Source organism: Enterococcus diestrammenae, assembly GCF_049384045.1.
In the GTDB taxonomy this organism is placed as follows: Bacteria; Bacillota; Bacilli; order Lactobacillales; family Enterococcaceae; genus Enterococcus_C; species Enterococcus_C diestrammenae.
Map to the genome: position 1 here is coordinate 180,928 of NZ_JBMRGR010000003.1, position 16,758 is coordinate 197,685.

The following is a 16,758-nucleotide window of genomic DNA, read 5'->3' on the forward strand; positions in this document are numbered from 1 at the left end:
AACGCCGTGGCCCTGAAAGTGAGAAATTTGAGCAAAAGACCTTGGTGATGGTTTCTATCACCGAGGGATTTTGACTAATTTCCGAACTTTCTACGGCGATTCACTGGACTAGAACCAGCCACCAGTTTCCCGATAAAGAACAAGCCACCGGCAAACTGGATGATGGTACTGATGGTGGCCTTCAATCCCAAAAACTGTTCCACGATAAACTGGCCACCAATTAAAAACAAAATTCCTAATAATGTACTGCCTAAAAATAACTGACGATAGCGATGGACAGGGAAAATTTGATAACTGACGGTAGCCACCACGAAGCCTAAGAAAATCGTCGGTCCCACTAAAGCCGTGGCGATTCCGGTTGCTGCTGCGATCAAAAATAGCAAGAGTCGTTGCAGAGGACGTACGGAAATACCTAAGTTTACGCCGTGATCGAAGCCTAAAAGTAAGACGTCTAGTTCCGGTCCGAAATACCATAAAACGCCACAAATAACAGCCAATAAAACACCACTAATCACCAATAACTCCACCGAAACATTGCCAAAGCTAGCGTAAAGCTTGCCTTGGAGTAAATCATATTCATTGGGATCCATCAGCACTTGCAAATAGGTACTGATGCTAGAAAAAAGACTAGCGGCCACCATCCCCACCATCAATAGGCGAAAAAAATCATTGCCGGTTTTGCCTAAGAAAAAACCGATAAAAAGCACACTCACCACGGCCATCAACAGCACATTGACTAAAAATTGGGGGACGACTGGCAGGCTCAACCCCACCGAACCACCCGCAATAAAAAACAAGACAGTCTGGACAGTCACATAGAGTTGATCCATCCCCAGAATCCCTGGCGTCAAAAAGCGATTGTGGGTCAAAGTCTGAAAGGCAACAGTCGGTCCGCTACAAGCAAGGGCCACCAAGAAAAAGGCCGCTAATTTTTTCCCACGAATAGCTAGCGCAAAAGACCAATTGCCATACGTGTTGTAAGTGAGATACAAGCCAGTAGTCACCAGGATTAAGAGTCCTAAAACCAACACTTGACGGCGGAAGCGTTGTTCTTTATTCATGCGACACGCCTCCTCATCAATAACACTAAAAACAAGATCCCTCCCAAAATCCCCATCACAACACTTACTGGAACTTCATAAGGTGCAATCACCACCCGAGCCAAAATGTCGCATAATAATAACAAGCCGCTACCGGTAACTCCCGTTAGAAACAGGGTGTTTTTCAGGTGATCCCCAAATTTTAGGGCGATTAGGTTGGGCACGACAATCCCCAAAAAAGGCACACTGCCCACCATGATTAAGACCGCAGTACTGCCTAGGGCCACCAGCGCCAATAGTAAAAATTGCAGCTGATTCACATTGAGACCAAAGTTTTGCGCTAAGTCTGCTCCCAGGCTGAGCACCATGATTTTATGTAGCATGAAAAATAACACGATAAAAATAGGAATCGTCACGTAAATCAGTTGATGATCCGCCTTCATGACCGTAGCGAAATTCCCCTGTAACCACGAAGAAATGTTTTGAACCAATTGAAATTGATAACCAAAAAAGCTAGCCGCGGCTCCCACGACATTACCAAACATCATCCCCGTCAAAGGTAAAATAAACGGATCCCGCTGCGGGAGACGTTTACTCAAGGCCAGAAATAACAGTACGCCCAAATAAGAAAAAACAAAGGCCACCCCACTACGGACCAAGATGGAAGCATTCGGGAAAAACAACATCACCAGCAAAATTCCCAAACGACTAGAATCCACCATTCCGATGGCGTTGGTGGATACGAAGGGATTTTGCATGATTTTTTGCAGGACTACGCCGCAAACGCTCATCATGCCCCCAGCCAAAACCAGGCTGACCGTTCGCGGTAGGCGCGTTTCATATAACAAAAGCCACTGTTGTGAATCCCCAGAAATGAGTCCTTGAAAAGTCAAGGTTCCGGAACCAACAAAGACTGAAATCACCGCCAATCCAAGTGTCGCTAGAACTATTCCCCGCTTCATTCGCCACCTCCTAACTGATAATGATTCTCATTATCACAGATAGAATAACCTATCTTGAAAAAGAATACAATCCTAAATTGCAGCGGTGACGCAAAAATCATTTGTTGCCTTGATGGAAGCAGGGGGGCTTTCAGGCCAACAAAAAAGCTGCCAACCTTCGTCAGCAGCCTTTCTCTTCATTTAGTTGTTACCCAATGATATTGTCATTTTGCACCGCGCGTTTTAGCTGTTGGACAGCCCCTTCTAGATGTTGTTGTTGATCATCTAGGCGGTGGGTGTTGACTTCGATGTCTTCCAATTTGTGAGTGATATCTTCTAATTTAAGCAAGGTTTTTTCCATGATTTGTATCATTTGTTGATCCATTATTTTCACCTCAGAAAAATTATTTGACAGAATCTTCGACAGAATGAACGGAATGCACGATGGTATCAGTGGTGGCCGTAACTTCTTCCACGACTTCTTCAATGACATCGCTCTTCTTGTAAAACAGGCGGTAAACAATAGCACAGGCGATTGGCAAGATGGCTGCCACCAAGTACATGCTTTGGAAGCTGAGGTGACTACGCAAGATACCGAAGATGTAAGGGCCGACCCCCAACCCCAGATCCAAACCAACAAAGTAAGTCGACAAGGCGATCCCGATTCGGTGGCTGTCACAAGTTTTCAGGCAAACCGCTTGCCCATTGGACATGAAGGTACCATAGCCCAGACCTACCAGAGCACCGGAGACTAATAATAACCAGCTGCTAGTGGTAAAGCTCAAAGCTGCTAGACCAGCTGCCAAGAAGAAATAACTTGGATACATGACATAATTTTCCCCTTTGGCATCGAAAATCCGACCAGATAAAGGACGAGTAGCGGTGATTACCAAAGCATAAACAACAAAGAAGAAGCTAGCCGCATCTACCAAATGAATGGCTTGTGCGTATGAAGATAAGAAAGATAACACGCTAGAATAAGCCAAGCCCATCCAAAAGGCGATGAAGGTGATGAACAATGCTTTTTTCTCGATGTAGCTATCCAACGTATGGGCAGCCAATGACGCGCGGTGTTCTGGAGTCAAAACAATATTTTTGACTGGGAAAACCCAGCAAGCTACTGTCGTTGCGGCGATTAAAACGATGGAGAAGATAATAATCGTATAAAAATTGGTTAAGTTTAACAAGATCATGCCGATAAATGGCCCAATCGCTGCTGCCAAACTAGTGGACAAGCCGTAATAGTTAATTCCTTCGCCGTTCTTCGATTGAGGAATGTAGGCTGTCACGATGGCATTTGTCGCTGTGGAAACTGTCCCATAGGCAAACCCGTTCAGCAACCGCACGCCGTACAAGACGCCGATTCCCGGGATAAACAGGTAGGCAATCGTAGTGGCTAAATAAAACAGTGAACCGTAACGCAATACAGCTTTTCGACCAACCAACTCTAACTTTTTACCCATCAACAAGCGGGCCAACAAAGTACCGATGATGTAAATTCCTGAGGCGAGACCGGCTTGACTCAAGGTCGCGTGAAGATTGTCCTGCGCAATCACGGCGATAATCACCATCAACAGGTAATATACCAAATAGACGATAAAATTGATCAAGGTAATACTGATAAAGCCTTTGTTAAATAATTTTTCTTCCTTTTCCATGGAACTCCTCCTAGATAGATAAGCCAATAAGTGCAACAATTGCCGAAACGAATCAGGTTTTGGCAACCAACTGATAAATCTTCCATAGTTTACTGAAAATTTTCATTATAAAAAACCAAATTTGCTAGAAGCAAAAGAAAATAGCATTTTTCATTAACATTTGTTATTGCTTTTTGAGGATAACAGGCGTTTAATAGAAACGGATTTTATTTTCAGAAAACACCGTTGTACTTTCATTAACGAATACAGGGGGTTCCCTTATCGCTAACTGAACGCACCTCATCTCTCAGCACCATCGCTTGACCTTTTATCAGCCACTAACAATTCCGCTAAACCTTGAAGGAGTGCCCCTTATGGACCATCATATTTTGCAAGAATACTTGACTGCCCATCAATTTCCCACCATCAAAAAAACCCGCAAGAAATACCTCACTTACGAGGGCTTGCAGGATAGTTATGTTTACATTTTGAAAAATGGTGTGATTAAGACCAGTGTCATCTCCAAAGATGGCCGGGAGTTCAATCTCCGTTATATCAATCAGTTGGAAATCGTCTCTTTATTGAAGGACGAATACTCCCAGTTTATCGATGCCCCTTTCAATATCCGCATCGAGTCTTCTATGGCTGAGCTGTATCGCATCGACCGGGTCCAATTTTGGCGGGATGTCAACGAAAGTCGCGAACTGCAACAGTACGTCAAAGATTATTACCGGGTGCGGCTTTTGCATAATATGAAAAAACTACAACAAATGTTAATGAACGGCAAATTTGGAGCTGTCTGTACCCAGCTGTTTGATTTGCAAGAAAAATTTGGGGTACCAGTCAAAGGTGGGATTTTGATCGACTTTATCGTCACCAACGAAGAAATCGCCCATTTTTGCGGCATCACCACCGCCTCTTCCGTCAGTCGGATGCTGCAACAACTGCGGGAAATGGAAGCCATCTGCATGCAAGACCGCAAGATTTTGATCAAGGACTTGGAAATGATCAAAGAGAATATTATTTTTTAAGTAAGAAAGCCGGGCAGACTCGCTTCCAGAGCATCCCTCGGGTGGTAGTAAGACCGGACAAAGCCACAGAAAACGACTGTCACCAGCGTTTTCTGTGGCTTTTCAATTACCTGATAAACGGGTCGTCTTTTCCACTTCCCAATTTTGTGCCACAGCTATTTTAAGTCTGTCTGAAAAACTGCTGGGCGATGGTCACTGATGCCAAGGCATCTTTGGCGTAATAATCGGCGCCGACGAATTCTCGATACTCTTCGTTTAACACGGCACCCCCCACCATAAAGGTACAATCTAAGCCCGCCTCCCGCACAGCGGCGATGGTGGCTTTCATATTTTGGACGGTGGTAGTCATCAAGGCTGACAAGCCCACCAGCTGAATCTCTTGTTCCCGAATCGTCGCCACGACTTTTTCAATCGGGACGTCTTTTCCTAGATCAACCACCTGAAAGCCATAGTTTTCCAACATCATCTTGACGATATTTTTACCGATGTCGTGGATATCTCCGGCCACGGTTGCTAGAAGAATCTTGCCTTGATTGGGGCTGGCCTCACTCTGGCTAGCCAGATGGTCTTTGAGGACTGCTTGGGCCCGTTTGACGGCTTCCGCACTTTGCATCAACTGGGGCAAAAAGAGACTGCCGGCTTCAAATTTGGCTCCCACTTCATCGAGGGCTGGGATAAATTCTTGATTGACGATTTCTAAAGGAGTGTACTGGGCTAATAAGGCCTTGGTTTTAGCCGGTGTCTCGTCTTTGCGGCCTTGGAGAATCATGGTTTTTAAGCTGTCATTGGCAGTCGGCGCTGTAGTGGCAGTTGCCGCTGGTTGCTGGCTACCAATAGAACCTGGCAGCTTGCTATCCATCACCGCCAGCTCATCTTTTTTAGCAATGAAAGTCGTCGCATCCTGATCTTGCCCGTTGATGACCCGCATCGTATGAATCGCCGCCATCATGGGTTGGCTCATAGGATTGATAATCGGCGCATCCAGTCCGGAAGCGATGGCGGCAGCCAAGAAGGTGGCATTCAATAACGGTCGATTAGGCAAACCAAAGGATACATTGCTGACGCCGGCGACAGTGCATACCCCAAGCTCTTCCTTCAACAGCCGTAACGTATCCAAAGTGACTTGCACTTGGGCTTGTTGAGCAGAGGCGGTCAGTACCAAGGGATCAATCAAGACATCTTCTTTGGGAATCCCATACCTCGCCGCTGTTTCGATGATGCGGCGGGCAATCGCTACCCGTCCCGCAGCCGTTTCCGGGATGCCTTTTTCATCTAGGGCCAACCCTAGTACCACGGCACCATATTTTTTGACGATAGGGAAAATCGCCGCCATGGTTTCCGGTTTCCCATTGACCGAGTTGATCAAGGGGCGCCCGTTGTAGACCCGGGCACCGGCTTCGATAGCTGCCACCGAGGAACTGTCGATTTGCAGCGGCACATTCACCACCCCTTGCAACTGCCCCACGGCTTGCACCATCATCGCCGCCTCGTCGATTTCCGGCAGGCCCATGTTGACGTCCAAAATTGCCGCCCCTGCATTGACTTGATCGATGGCTTCTTTCAAAATATAGCCGAAATCTTCTTGGCGAATGGCTTCTTTCAAGCGCTTTTTCCCGGTGGGATTCAGCCGTTCACCAATGACCGTCACCTGATTCAGACGTACCGTTTGCGAACCAGAAGTCACCGCTGTCACGCTAGTAGGAGTGGTCGCCACAGGCCCGCTAGCAAACTCGTTATCCAACGTCTGCCGGAGATCGGCAATAAACGCCGGTGTCGTCCCGCAACAACCGCCCACAATCCTCACGCCTTGGCGCAGCATCTCTGTTACATAGATTGTATATTCCGCTACGCTAATAGGATAAACCGTCTGGCCTGCTACCATTTCCGGCAGCCCGGCATTGGCTTGTACCACCACCGGTACTTTGGCCACCGCCAAAATTTCCGTGACTAGCGGCAACAATTCTTTCGGACCCAATGAACAGTTCAAACCTACCGCATCTGCTCCCAGTCCTTGCAAGGTCAAGGTCGCAGTAACCGGGTCCGTCCCCACAAAGGTGCGCCCGTCAGCCTGATAGGTCATGGTGATAAAGACTGGCAGGTCGCTGTTTTCCTTGATGGCCAATAAGGCGGCCTTAGTCTCCAGCAAGTCGCTCATGGTTTCCAAAATCACCAAATCTGCCCCTGCTTCGGCTGCGAGCACCACTTGCTCTTTAAAGATCTCGTAGGCTTCATCAAAAGATAACGTCCCATAAGGCGCCATTAATGCCCCAATCGGTCCCATATCATAAGCGACAAAACGGGCACCACTGGCTTTGGCTAAGTTGATGGCGGCATGGATGATTTCTGGTAATTGGGCTTGCGGTAACTTATGACGATTGGCTTGGAAGGTATTGGCGGTGACGATGTCCGCTCCGGCTTCCACGTAGGATCGATGGATTTTGGTGACAATATTCGGGTGGGTCAAATTGAAATATTCCGGCTGTAAGCCTGTGGGTAAGCCGTTTTGTTGCAGCATCGTCCCCATCGCCCCGTCAATGAGTAAAAAGCCCTGAGCCAAAGCTGCCAAAACGCCGGCTTCTTCATTGGGAGATCTGTAGGAAATTGTGTTAGTCATGATAAGCTCCTCCGATTCGAAAATGATAGGCTCGAAAATCTGCCATCTGGCAAAATTTTCCTTTGCGGCGTGGTTTGGCATCTGCCTCGTTGGCAAATAAACCGATGAGGGCGGTCACGGATTTGCGAGGAATCATCAAGTGTTCTTTGGATAACGTGATTCCCAGCTTGGTATCCGCCGCCACCGTGCGAATAAACGCCGGTTGGATCGCTAGCGGCAAATCCCCATAGCCAGGAGAAAAACGCTGATTCAAGGTGCGGGCGTTGGCTGCCCCCACCTTTTCTTTAGCGACTGTGGCAGCAATCTCGCATTCTGCCAAGTCGCAAATTTTCTCGATATATTCCGTACAAGCACAATCCAACACCAAACCACGGGTCAAGTCGGTGATTTCATAACGGCGAATCACCTGTTCGACTTCCAGTCCCAGCGTACACGCCAAGAGCGCCACTTGCGAAGCCTGATGCAGGTGGCGCCAAATGTCTTTACCGGTGAGCACCAAGTCCGTACCCAGTACCCGAATCACCTGCGCCTTTTCATCGGCTTCGATGTCAAAAAGTTGATAAAGATAACGGGGATTGCTGACTTTTTGCACCTCCACTAACATCTCTTCCACAATGGCCTCAATGTCACCGCTCAAAGCCTGTCCGCGCTTGTAGCCTAAATAACGCAACACTTCTCGTTTTTCCAAAGGTAATAACGGCTTGCTCATGTACGAGACACCTCGTTTCGCAAATACTCGAAGGTCTTGGTGGCAATTTCCGGACGATTCATGGTGTAAAGATGCACCCCATCCACCCCATGGGCCAGCAAATCTGTCATTTGTTCAAGGGCATAGTCAAGACTGGCCTTGCGCAACTCCGTCACATCGTCTCCGTAGCGATAAATCAACTTAATCAGCTTGGAAGGCAGGCTGGAGCCACACATAAAAATCATCTTTTGCACCTGAGCCTGGGACAAAATCGGCATAATCCCTGCCACCAAAGGCTTAGTCACCCCAGCGTGGCGGGCACCTTCCACCATTTTATAAAAGCAGTCGTTATCAAAAAAAAGCTGGGATATAAAAAAATCCGCTCCTGCCTGTTCTTTTTCCAAGAGATGATGGTAGTTTTCTTCATCGCTGGCTTGGCTAATATGCCCTTCTGGATAACAGGCCGACCCGACACAAAAAGCTGGGTCCTTATCGATCTCCGCAATCAAATCCTTGGCATACGCGTATTCTTGCACGAAGGTCTGTGTTGACTCCTCCTGGGGCAAATCCCCTCGCAAAGCCAGGACATTTTCAATATTCGCTTCCTTCAGCTCCGCCAAAATCGTCTGGATTTCCTCCTTAGTGTTATTGACACAAGTCAGGTGATGCAGCGGTTTAATCCCGTAGCGTTCTTTGATGGCAGTGGCCAATGCCAAGGTTTGATTGTTCACGCCGCTCCCCCCTGCCCCATAAGTCACACTGATAAAGTCCGGCTTCACTGCCTGCAACTGGTGTAGCGTGTCATAAATCGTCTCTAAACCACTCTCTTTTTTTGGTGGAAAGACCTCCAAAGATAGCACCGGTTGATTTGCTTTAAATAATGTCGAAATCTTCATCTCAGCCTACTTTCTCCTATTGCGACCCTTCAAAAGTAGTCGCTGGCATTTGTCTTGAACATATTTTATCATCTTTGACTGAGGATTTGAAAAAGATTCGCAAAAATTTTCAGAATATTCCCTAGTGCCGGCAAATATGGTAGAGTGAAGGAAAATACAGATGACTGTTACCTACTTCCAGTCAGTGAAAGGAAAATCCATGACCGACTTTACCATGACCCAACTACAAGGCTACCTCCGCCAAAAATACGTCCATGTCTCTGAAGGTAGTGGCTTATTTATGAAATTAGTGGAAGAGCTGGGAGAAACCGCGGAAGTCCTCAATCTCTTGGCCGGACGGAAAAATACCAATGGAACTGCGGTGTACGACGCTGCCGGGCGCCCAGTTGCTGTGGACCCTACTCAGATAGCGAAAGATAACACCGAAACACAACAATTAAAAATCCAGTTGGCTCGGGAACTAGCCGACCTAATCCACTACACCGTAGCCATTGCAGCGGTAGAAGACTTAGATTTAACCACCACCATCTTAGAAAAAGACCGCAGCGCTTCTTTGCGTTATGAACAAACACCAGATTTACTAGTGTTTTTGGAAAATGACCATCGGAATAATGAGGATCAACAAGATGAATCCTAAGTCCATTACACCTCGCTTCACTGCCCAAAAAATCGCCTATCTCGCCTTGATGACCGCTGCCTGCGTCGTGGGGCGGATGCTATTTACTTTTTTACCCAACGTCCAACCGATGACGGCGATTTTGTTATTGCTGACATTATCTTTGAGTCTGCCAGAAGCCTTATTGGTGGCTACTTTGTCCTTGGTGATTACGAATCTTTTTCTAGGATTTGGCATTTGGACAGTCGGCCAGCTGTTAAGCTATGTTGTCATTTTATTATTGTTCTGGCTAAGTTCTTTTATACCCGTGGTGGGCTCAAAGCTTTGGTTTCAAGCCGGGGTGGCCGGCTTGATGGGCTTTGTCTATGGTTTCATCTACTCCGTCTTTAATTATTTTTTGCTGGGCATGCAAGTCTTTTGGGCTTACTGGATCAGCGGTTTGAGCTTCGATGCCTTACACGCCATCGGAAATCTCGGCTTTTATCTGTTGTTAGCGCCAATCCTGAGACTGTTATTCCAACGTTATCGGAGAAAATAAAAAATGGCTGTTTCCTTGAGATTTTCCTCAAAGAAACAGCTATTTTTATGGTCACTCTACCCCGGCGTTCAAAATCATCCGGATATCTTCTTCCGTCAATTGTTGAATCTGGGTTTCATTACCTGAGATGACTTTTTGGAAGAGTTCCCGTTTTTCGTTTTGTAACAAGTCGATGCGTTCTTCGATGGTGCCTTCTGCTATCAGGCGCCACACTTCCACGACTTTTTTCTGGCCAATCCGGTGGGCACGACCCGCCGCTTGCTCTTCCACCGCTGGATTCCACCAGAGGTCATAGAGGATCACGGTATCCGCTCCCGTCAGGTTCAGCCCGGTGCCCCCTGCTTTCAGGGAAATCAAGAAGACATCTTTGGCCCCTGCGTTAAACTCATCCACCATCTTAATCCGTTCTTTTGGTGGTGTGGAACCCCGCAAGTAAAAGCTGGTCAGCCCCATCGCCGTCAGTTCTGCTTCGATAATGTCCAACATGCCAGTAAACTGGGAGAACAACAAGATGCGACGGCCGTTTTCATTGGCGGCCTGCACCAAATCCTTCACCTGTTCCAACTTGCCAGAAGACCCTTCGTAGTCGTCGATAAATAACTTCGGATCACAACAAATCTGCCGCAAACGGGTCAATCCCGCCAAGATGCCAATCCGATTTTTGCGGAAGGCTTGGGAGTCCATCCCGGTAATCTGCTCTTGCATCTGCCGCAGATAAGCCAAGTAAATGGTCTTTTGTTCGTCGGTCAAGGCACTGTAATAGTTGCGCTCCAGTTTTTCCGGCAAATCCTTCAAGACCGATTTCTTGTCCCGTCGCAGGATAAAGGGCCGAATCATCTTGGCCACTTCCTCAGCGGTAAGCTCTTTAAACTTGCCCCGAGTCGGGAAGAAGCCTGGCATAATCATCTGAAACAAGGACCATAGTTCTTCTAAATTGTTTTCGATTGGTGTCCCGCTCAAAGCAAACCGATGATCGATTTCCAAAGAACGTAAGGCATGTGCCGTCTTGGTGGTACTATTTTTCACCATCTGGGCTTCATCCAAAATCAGATGGGTCAGGGGCCGGTCTTGATACAGCACCACATCTTGACGCAAACTCGCATAAGAGGTGATGAAAACATCCACCGGTTCTGCCAACAGCCGCTCCCGCTCATTGCGATTGCCCCCGATGACCGCGGTGGTCAGCTGCGGGGCAAAGCGTTTCAATTCCTGTTGCCAGTTGTAAGTCAAACTGGCTGGCGCCACGATCAATGCTTGCATCCGCCCACTGTCTTGTTTTTCCGACAAAAGATAGGTAATGGCTTGTAACGTCTTCCCCAGACCCATTTCATCTGCTAAAATCCCACCAAAATGGTAGTGGCTCAACATTTTCAACCAGCGAAAACCAGTGACTTGATAACTCCGCAACTCCGCCTGTAAGCCATCTGGCAATGTCGTCACGAACTCATCTGGCTTCAGCAAATCTTGCACCATGGTGGCAAAAGCGGCGGTAAAGTCGACATTTTCCCCAGTCAGGCGTTCTTGCAAGACCAAGCCTTGATTCAAGGGCAGCTGCAAATGTCCATCTTGACTGGAAAGCTGATCCCGCAACCCTTGCAAGGCTTTGGAAGTCTGTTGAAACTCTTCTGAATCAAAGGTGATAATCTGGCCATTTTCCAGCGTGTAAAAGCGATCATCTCGCAACAAGCTCGCTAGCACCGCATCGATTTCTTGGTCCGCGATGCCAGAAATATCAAAGCGCACATCCAGCCATGAACCTTCCTGATCCACCGTCAGACGAGGGGTATGACTTGCTCCATCCAAGTACAACTCTCGCAATTTCTTCCCCATCAAGACCTCGCCCAGCTGTTGCAAAGCCGGCACTTCTTTGGTGAAGAAATCAAACAGCTGGCTACCAGTGGGAATTTCCTTGGCAAAACCGGTCTCGTTGGCAGTAAAACCAAAACGTTGCAACAGATGCCGAGCCCGTTCTTCTTTTTGGTAATCCCGCATGATTTCCGGATGGTCTTGCGGGATTTGTTGTTGTTTCGGATTGGTAGAAAAAATAGTTTCCCCATATTGGAAATCCAGTTGTACTTGGATTTTGCCTTGTTTTCGCCGCAAGACGAACTTCATTTTCAACGGTTGTTCGCTGATATATTGGTACACTTCCTCAGAAACGGTGACTTCCCCCAGCTCCCGCAACAGGGGCAAAACCTGTTTGAATAACACAGAAAGCTCAGATTTTGGATAAGGAATCACCTGATCTGGCAAGCGTTTTAATAACTGTTCTAACGTTTGATAAATCTCTAGTTGTTTGGCAGACATGGCGTATAAGGACTCACCGGCAATCCCCCAACGGTAATGACTGAACAATTGGCGGAAAAGTTGATCCACACTCAAAAGGAACTCCTCGCCTTTTTTGCGAACTGAAAAAGCCAAGGGTTGCCCTTCTTTGGCAAAGCGTACAGGACTCAATTTTCCCTCTTCAAACTGCAAGGTCGTGGGAACGACAGCCATTTTTTCTAATAAGTCGCGCCCCAATTCCACCGGCAGCAGCAAGTATTTTTTATCCAATTTCCCCTTGCTAGGAAGACCGGTTTGCCCAATTAATTCTTGCGTCTGGGCCAACCCTGCCAACTCTTGTAAGAGACTATTTTCTTCTGGGGTAAAAGCGCCGACCCCCAGCTGGAAGCTGTACTGTTTATTTAATAACAGTTTCTTCTCCTCCAAATAGGCGGCTAAGAAGCGGTAAATATTCTTCACCACATAACTACGAGTCTGCCCCCGATACCCTAACTTCACGGAGATCCCCAAAAGTGACAGCTCCGGATGGAAGGGATTTGTGGGAATACTATCAATCACAAACTGCAAGCTTAAAGGCTGCAGTTTTTTTTCTTCGGGATTGCGCAGTCGGGAAAAACCATTGGAAAACATTTCAGATGGGGAAAAAGCACTAGGCTTGTCCAAATCATCGGCTTTGATACGCCGAGCCTTGCCCGCTTGCCGCAAATAAAGCTCCACCGCCACCGTATGTTTGCAATAGCCATGCTCTTCCCAATAAGGACATTGGCAAAAATCTTCCTCTTTAGCCGTCGCATCCAAATCCACCAAATACAGCTCACTGCCCAACACTTCAGCATGCCAAACATTGTTCGCCACATCCGGCGTCACAGAAAGCACGCGGCCTTCCTTCAAATAATCCCGACCCCGTTCAATCACCTTTTCCGGGATACTCCATTTCATTTAATTTCCTCCTAAAGATAAAACGTGCTGCGAGGCGGTGCTTAGAAAGCGATAAATAAGAACGGGAAGCTGAGGGGACGGTTTGGGTCACCACAGATTCACGGGCTTATTTCTGAGCTTTCTCCGCCTCAAAGCCGAACTACGAAAACGTGCTGCGAGGGCTCGTCCTGATTTCGAGTAATAAGGCTGGGAAGACAGGATGATGCTTTTTATCACCTTGGATTCACAGACTTATTACCGAGGAATCAAGCCCTCAAAGCCAGATTACAAAAGCGTGCTACAAAAACTCACCTCATGTCATCGCACCAGTTTTTACTACCCTTACCATAACACAACCGCGCCTAGGCTTCACTGCTGAAAGGCTAGCTGCATCTCAATTGTGCTTTGGCCGGCGCCGTCAGCATGGACCAACACCTGCCGAGGGATCGTGGTCTTCAGCTCCGCCACGTGACTGATGATCCCGATCAAACGCCCTTCTGTTTCAATCATGCTGAGGGCTTCCATCGCCATTTCCAGCGATTCTTCATCGAGGGAGCCAAAGCCTTCATCGATAAACAGCGCCTCGATGGCAATCCCACCGGAGCGGTTTTGGATCACATCTGCCAAAGAAAGAGCCAAGGCCAGGGCGGCGATAAAGCTCTCGCCACCAGATAACGTCTGCACACGCCGGGTCATGCCGGCATTGTCATCATAAATATCGATGTCCAAGCCTTTCATCCCCCGACCGCCAGTCTCCTTATCCGCAAGCTGGAACTGGTAGCGGCCGCGGGTCAAGCTCAGCAGCCGTTGATTGGCCACCACCAAGATTTCTTGGAGATAGCTTTGTAAAATATAACGCTCCAAGCTGGTTTTATAAGCATTGCGGCCGCCCACCGTATCTGCCAGCTGCACCAATTCCCCTTGTTGCGCCAGCTGTTTTTCATTTTCAGCGATGAGTTTTTTTAGTTCTTTGACACAGTCTTGGTTATTGTTACGCTGGTTGGCTAGAACATTTAGTTGCTGCTGTGCTTTTTCAGAGGCCTCAGTTGCTTGATTGAAATCCAGCTCAAGCGTTGCCAAATCCGGGACAGCCACCTGGGCAAGCTGTTCTTGTAATTTTTTACGACTGCGGCTGACATAATCTTGCTGTTGCTGATACTGCTGCAAACGAGCTGTCAATTCTGGCAGTTTAGGTAATTGCTGCACGAGCTCTTGCAAACCGTCACTATCGAGGCCGGTCGCAAATGGCGTCTCTGCCAAAAGTTGCTGCAACGCCGTGGTTGTCCGGCTGATGCGCGCTGTTGCTTCCTCTTTTTGATTGGTGATTTCTTGATATTTGGTAGTCAACGTTAACTGCGTTTCTTTCAGTTGTTGGCCGCTTGTTTCATAAGCTGTCAGCTCACTTGTTAGCTGCTGAATAGCTGCCTGCAATTGCGCAATCGTCGCTTCCAGCTCAGATAAGCGGGTCTGTCCTAGCTGGCCTTGCAATTCCTGTAATTGCCCACTTTGCTGCTGCAGACGATTCTCCGTCTCCCGCATGGCCTCGTTGATTTGGTGTAATTTTTCCTCAAGGCTCTTCAGCTGGGCTTGTAACTGGGTTTGCGTTTCATGGGCTTTTTCCAGCTGAGCTTCTGCCGTCGCTACTTGCTGCGTGAGGCACTGAACCTGAGCTTCCGGTTGGTTCACTTCCGGCGCGGGTTGCTCTGCCAACTGCCAGACTTTTTGCCACACTTGCGTCACTAACTTCTGGGCGGCGGCGGTGGCATGGTCCACGATTTGTTGATTTTCAGTGACTTCTTCTTGCAGCTCTTTCTGACGGGTTGCCAATTGTGCCAAAGTTGTCTGCAACGCCGCCCTTTGTTGCTCACCTTGTTGCCAAGCCGTCTCCAGCTCCTGCAAACGGGCTTCGTTTTCTTGGATTTCCGTTTCCGAAAAAGCGACTGTACCCTGATGCGTCCCCGGATGATCCAATGACCCGCAGACTGGACACGGGGTGCCCGCTCGCAAATCCAACGCCAATTTGGCAATCATGACACTGGCTTGCCGACTCTTCAAATCCAACAGTTCCTCGTGACAAGTGGCGACTTTTTCTTTGGTCGTCGCTAGTTTGGTCGCCGTCTCGGTTTGCTGCTTTTCTTTGTCCGCCAAACGCGTGCGACTCTCTGCCAGTTTCGCCTCGGCATTCCGCCAGTTGGTCATCAAGGTTGCCAACTGTTGCAGCTGAAGTTTTTGCTCCTGCCAAAGGGCTGCTTGGTCGAGAATTTTTTGGGTGGCAGCCAGTTTTTGTTGCCAGTCCGCTTTTTGCTCCGTTAGCTCATGGAACTGCTGTTGCAAAGCCGCCCACTCGGATTGGGTAGCTGAGACTGTTTGCTCTTGGGTTGCAGCTTTTTGCGCCAGCGGAAGCCGCATTTGGTTAGCAGTTAGCTGTTGTTGCTGGGCCGCTAGCTGTTCTTTAGTATCAGCCATTTTTGCCGCTTCTGCCTGCCAAGCCGTAATTTTTTCAGTGACAGTGTCTAGGTCAAGCTGGGTGCTTGCTAGTCGCTGGAGCAACTGTTGCAACTGGGCTTCTTCTTTTTGTAACTCTTCAGGCAAATGGCGGTGCTCCTTGGCCCAAGTCAAACCGGCCACTTCCTCACTGACTCCTGCCATTTCTTCTGCTTGAGCCGCCAGTTCAGTGGCTTTTTGCTCCACCTGTGCCAACTCATCAAAGCGTCCCTGAACTTCCTTGCCTTGATAAAAGGCGCTCTCTGCTTGCTTTTCCAGCTGTTTGGCCTGCTTCACAGTGTCCGCCTGTTTTTTTTCTGATGCTACCAACTGCGCCAAATCTCCCTGCCAAGCCGTCAACAGCTCCGGCAAACTTGGGTAGTCCTGTTTCGCCGTTAGCAGGTGCCATTGAAAATGTTCCGCGATTGTTTGCCCTTTGATTTCCAAGCGCTTCAACGTCTCACCAGCGGCTGCCACCTGCTCTTTCAGCCACTCGTTTAAGCGGCCATATAGCTGGGTGTCGAACATTTTCTGGAGTACTTGTTCTTTATCCCGGCTGGAAGCCACCAAAAAATTGCGAAACTCCCCTTGTGGCAACATGATGATTTTGAAAAACTGCTCGGCGGTCAAATGCAGTAATTCTGTTATATAATTATCGACATCTTTCGTGATCTGCCGCTGCTCTTGCCCCGTCTCGTCGAAAATCGTCAACGTGGTTTTGGCCCCGCGCTTGGTCATGCCACTGCCTCTTTTTTTGGCCACCTCTTGTTCTGGCCGACGCTCCACTTGATACAAGAACCCCCCGTGTTCAAAAGTGAAGCTGACCGCCGTCTCTTCCGTGGCAGGGGCAAAGGCTGACCGCATTTCTTTTGGCGCCCGCAGCTTACCCGAAGTCTGGCCAAACAACGCATAGGTCATGCCATCAAAAATCGTCGTCTTCCCGGCACCGGTTTTGCCGCTGATCAAAAACAAACCACTACCAGCAAAGGCACCAAAGTCTACCGTTTCATGGATAAACGGGCCAAAATTTTTCATCGTCAATGTTCTTGGTTGCACCAGACTGTCCCCT

12 protein-coding genes are annotated in these 16,758 nt (G+C 48.2%); 3 read left to right on the plus strand and 9 right to left on the minus strand.

What is annotated here, in order from left to right:
- Positions 1-74: 74 nt before the first annotated feature.
- From ACO03U_RS03825 to ACO03U_RS03840, 4 genes are all read right to left on the minus strand, one after another.
- Positions 75-1,061, minus strand: a complete 987-nt coding sequence (locus ACO03U_RS03825) for an iron chelate uptake ABC transporter family permease subunit (RefSeq protein WP_204685391.1) — start codon at positions 1,059-1,061, stop codon at positions 75-77.
- A complete protein-coding gene (locus tag ACO03U_RS03830; protein ID WP_204685389.1) occupies positions 1,058-2,002 on the minus strand; it encodes an ABC transporter permease in 945 nt (314 codons plus the stop codon). Before ACO03U_RS03830 ends, ACO03U_RS03825 begins: the two co-directional genes overlap by 4 nt.
- Positions 2,003-2,189: 187 nt before the next feature.
- Positions 2,190-2,366: a hypothetical protein gene (locus tag ACO03U_RS03835; protein WP_161870774.1), complete on the minus strand. Its 177-nt coding sequence runs from the start codon at positions 2,364-2,366 to the stop codon at positions 2,190-2,192.
- A 19-nt stretch (positions 2,367-2,385) separates the two neighbouring features.
- Positions 2,386-3,639, minus strand: coding sequence for an MFS transporter (locus tag ACO03U_RS03840; RefSeq protein ID WP_161870773.1), 1,254 nt, complete (start codon positions 3,637-3,639; stop codon positions 2,386-2,388).
- A 353-nt stretch (positions 3,640-3,992) separates the two neighbouring features.
- Here ACO03U_RS03840 and ACO03U_RS03845 point away from each other — a divergent pair, with 353 nt between their 5' ends.
- Positions 3,993-4,649: a Crp/Fnr family transcriptional regulator gene (locus ACO03U_RS03845; protein WP_204685387.1), complete on the plus strand. Its 657-nt coding sequence runs from the start codon at positions 3,993-3,995 to the stop codon at positions 4,647-4,649.
- Between the two features lie 160 nt (positions 4,650-4,809).
- Here ACO03U_RS03845 and ACO03U_RS03850 read toward each other — a convergent pair whose 3' ends face one another.
- From ACO03U_RS03850 to ACO03U_RS03860, 3 genes are read right to left on the minus strand one after another with little or no spacing between them, the layout of a single operon-like run.
- On the minus strand, positions 4,810-7,263 hold the full coding sequence (locus tag ACO03U_RS03850; protein ID WP_204685385.1) for a homocysteine S-methyltransferase family protein: 2,454 nt from the start codon (positions 7,261-7,263) through the stop codon (positions 4,810-4,812).
- Positions 7,256-7,972 carry a methionine synthase gene (locus ACO03U_RS03855; protein ID WP_204685382.1) on the minus strand — a complete coding sequence of 239 codons (717 nt, stop codon included), beginning with the start codon at positions 7,970-7,972 and terminating at the stop codon, positions 7,256-7,258. Before ACO03U_RS03855 ends, ACO03U_RS03850 begins: the two co-directional genes overlap by 8 nt.
- On the minus strand, positions 7,969-8,847 hold the full coding sequence (locus tag ACO03U_RS03860) for a methylenetetrahydrofolate reductase (RefSeq protein ID WP_204685381.1): 879 nt from the start codon (positions 8,845-8,847) through the stop codon (positions 7,969-7,971). The genes ACO03U_RS03855 and ACO03U_RS03860 overlap by 4 nt, the downstream gene beginning before the upstream one ends.
- Before the next feature lie 199 nt (positions 8,848-9,046).
- Here ACO03U_RS03860 and ACO03U_RS03865 point away from each other — a divergent pair, with 199 nt between their 5' ends.
- Complete coding sequence (locus tag ACO03U_RS03865; protein WP_204685657.1) at positions 9,047-9,484, plus strand: nucleoside triphosphate pyrophosphohydrolase family protein; 438 nt, start codon at positions 9,047-9,049, stop codon at positions 9,482-9,484.
- On the plus strand, positions 9,474-10,001 hold the full coding sequence (locus tag ACO03U_RS03870; RefSeq protein WP_204685379.1) for an ECF transporter S component: 528 nt from the start codon (positions 9,474-9,476) through the stop codon (positions 9,999-10,001). The genes ACO03U_RS03865 and ACO03U_RS03870 overlap by 11 nt, the downstream gene beginning before the upstream one ends.
- A gap of 51 nt (positions 10,002-10,052) precedes the next feature.
- On the opposite strand, the gene ACO03U_RS03875 is transcribed toward ACO03U_RS03870, so the two are convergent.
- Both ACO03U_RS03875 and ACO03U_RS03880 read right to left on the minus strand, forming a co-directional pair.
- Positions 10,053-13,226: a DEAD/DEAH box helicase gene (locus ACO03U_RS03875; protein ID WP_204685377.1), complete on the minus strand. Its 3,174-nt coding sequence runs from the start codon at positions 13,224-13,226 to the stop codon at positions 10,053-10,055.
- Between the two features lie 348 nt (positions 13,227-13,574).
- Positions 13,575-16,745 (minus strand): SbcC/MukB-like Walker B domain-containing protein, encoded by a 3,171-nt coding sequence (locus ACO03U_RS03880; RefSeq protein WP_204685375.1) that lies wholly within the window; start codon positions 16,743-16,745, stop codon positions 13,575-13,577.
- Positions 16,746-16,758: the final 13 nt, after the last annotated feature.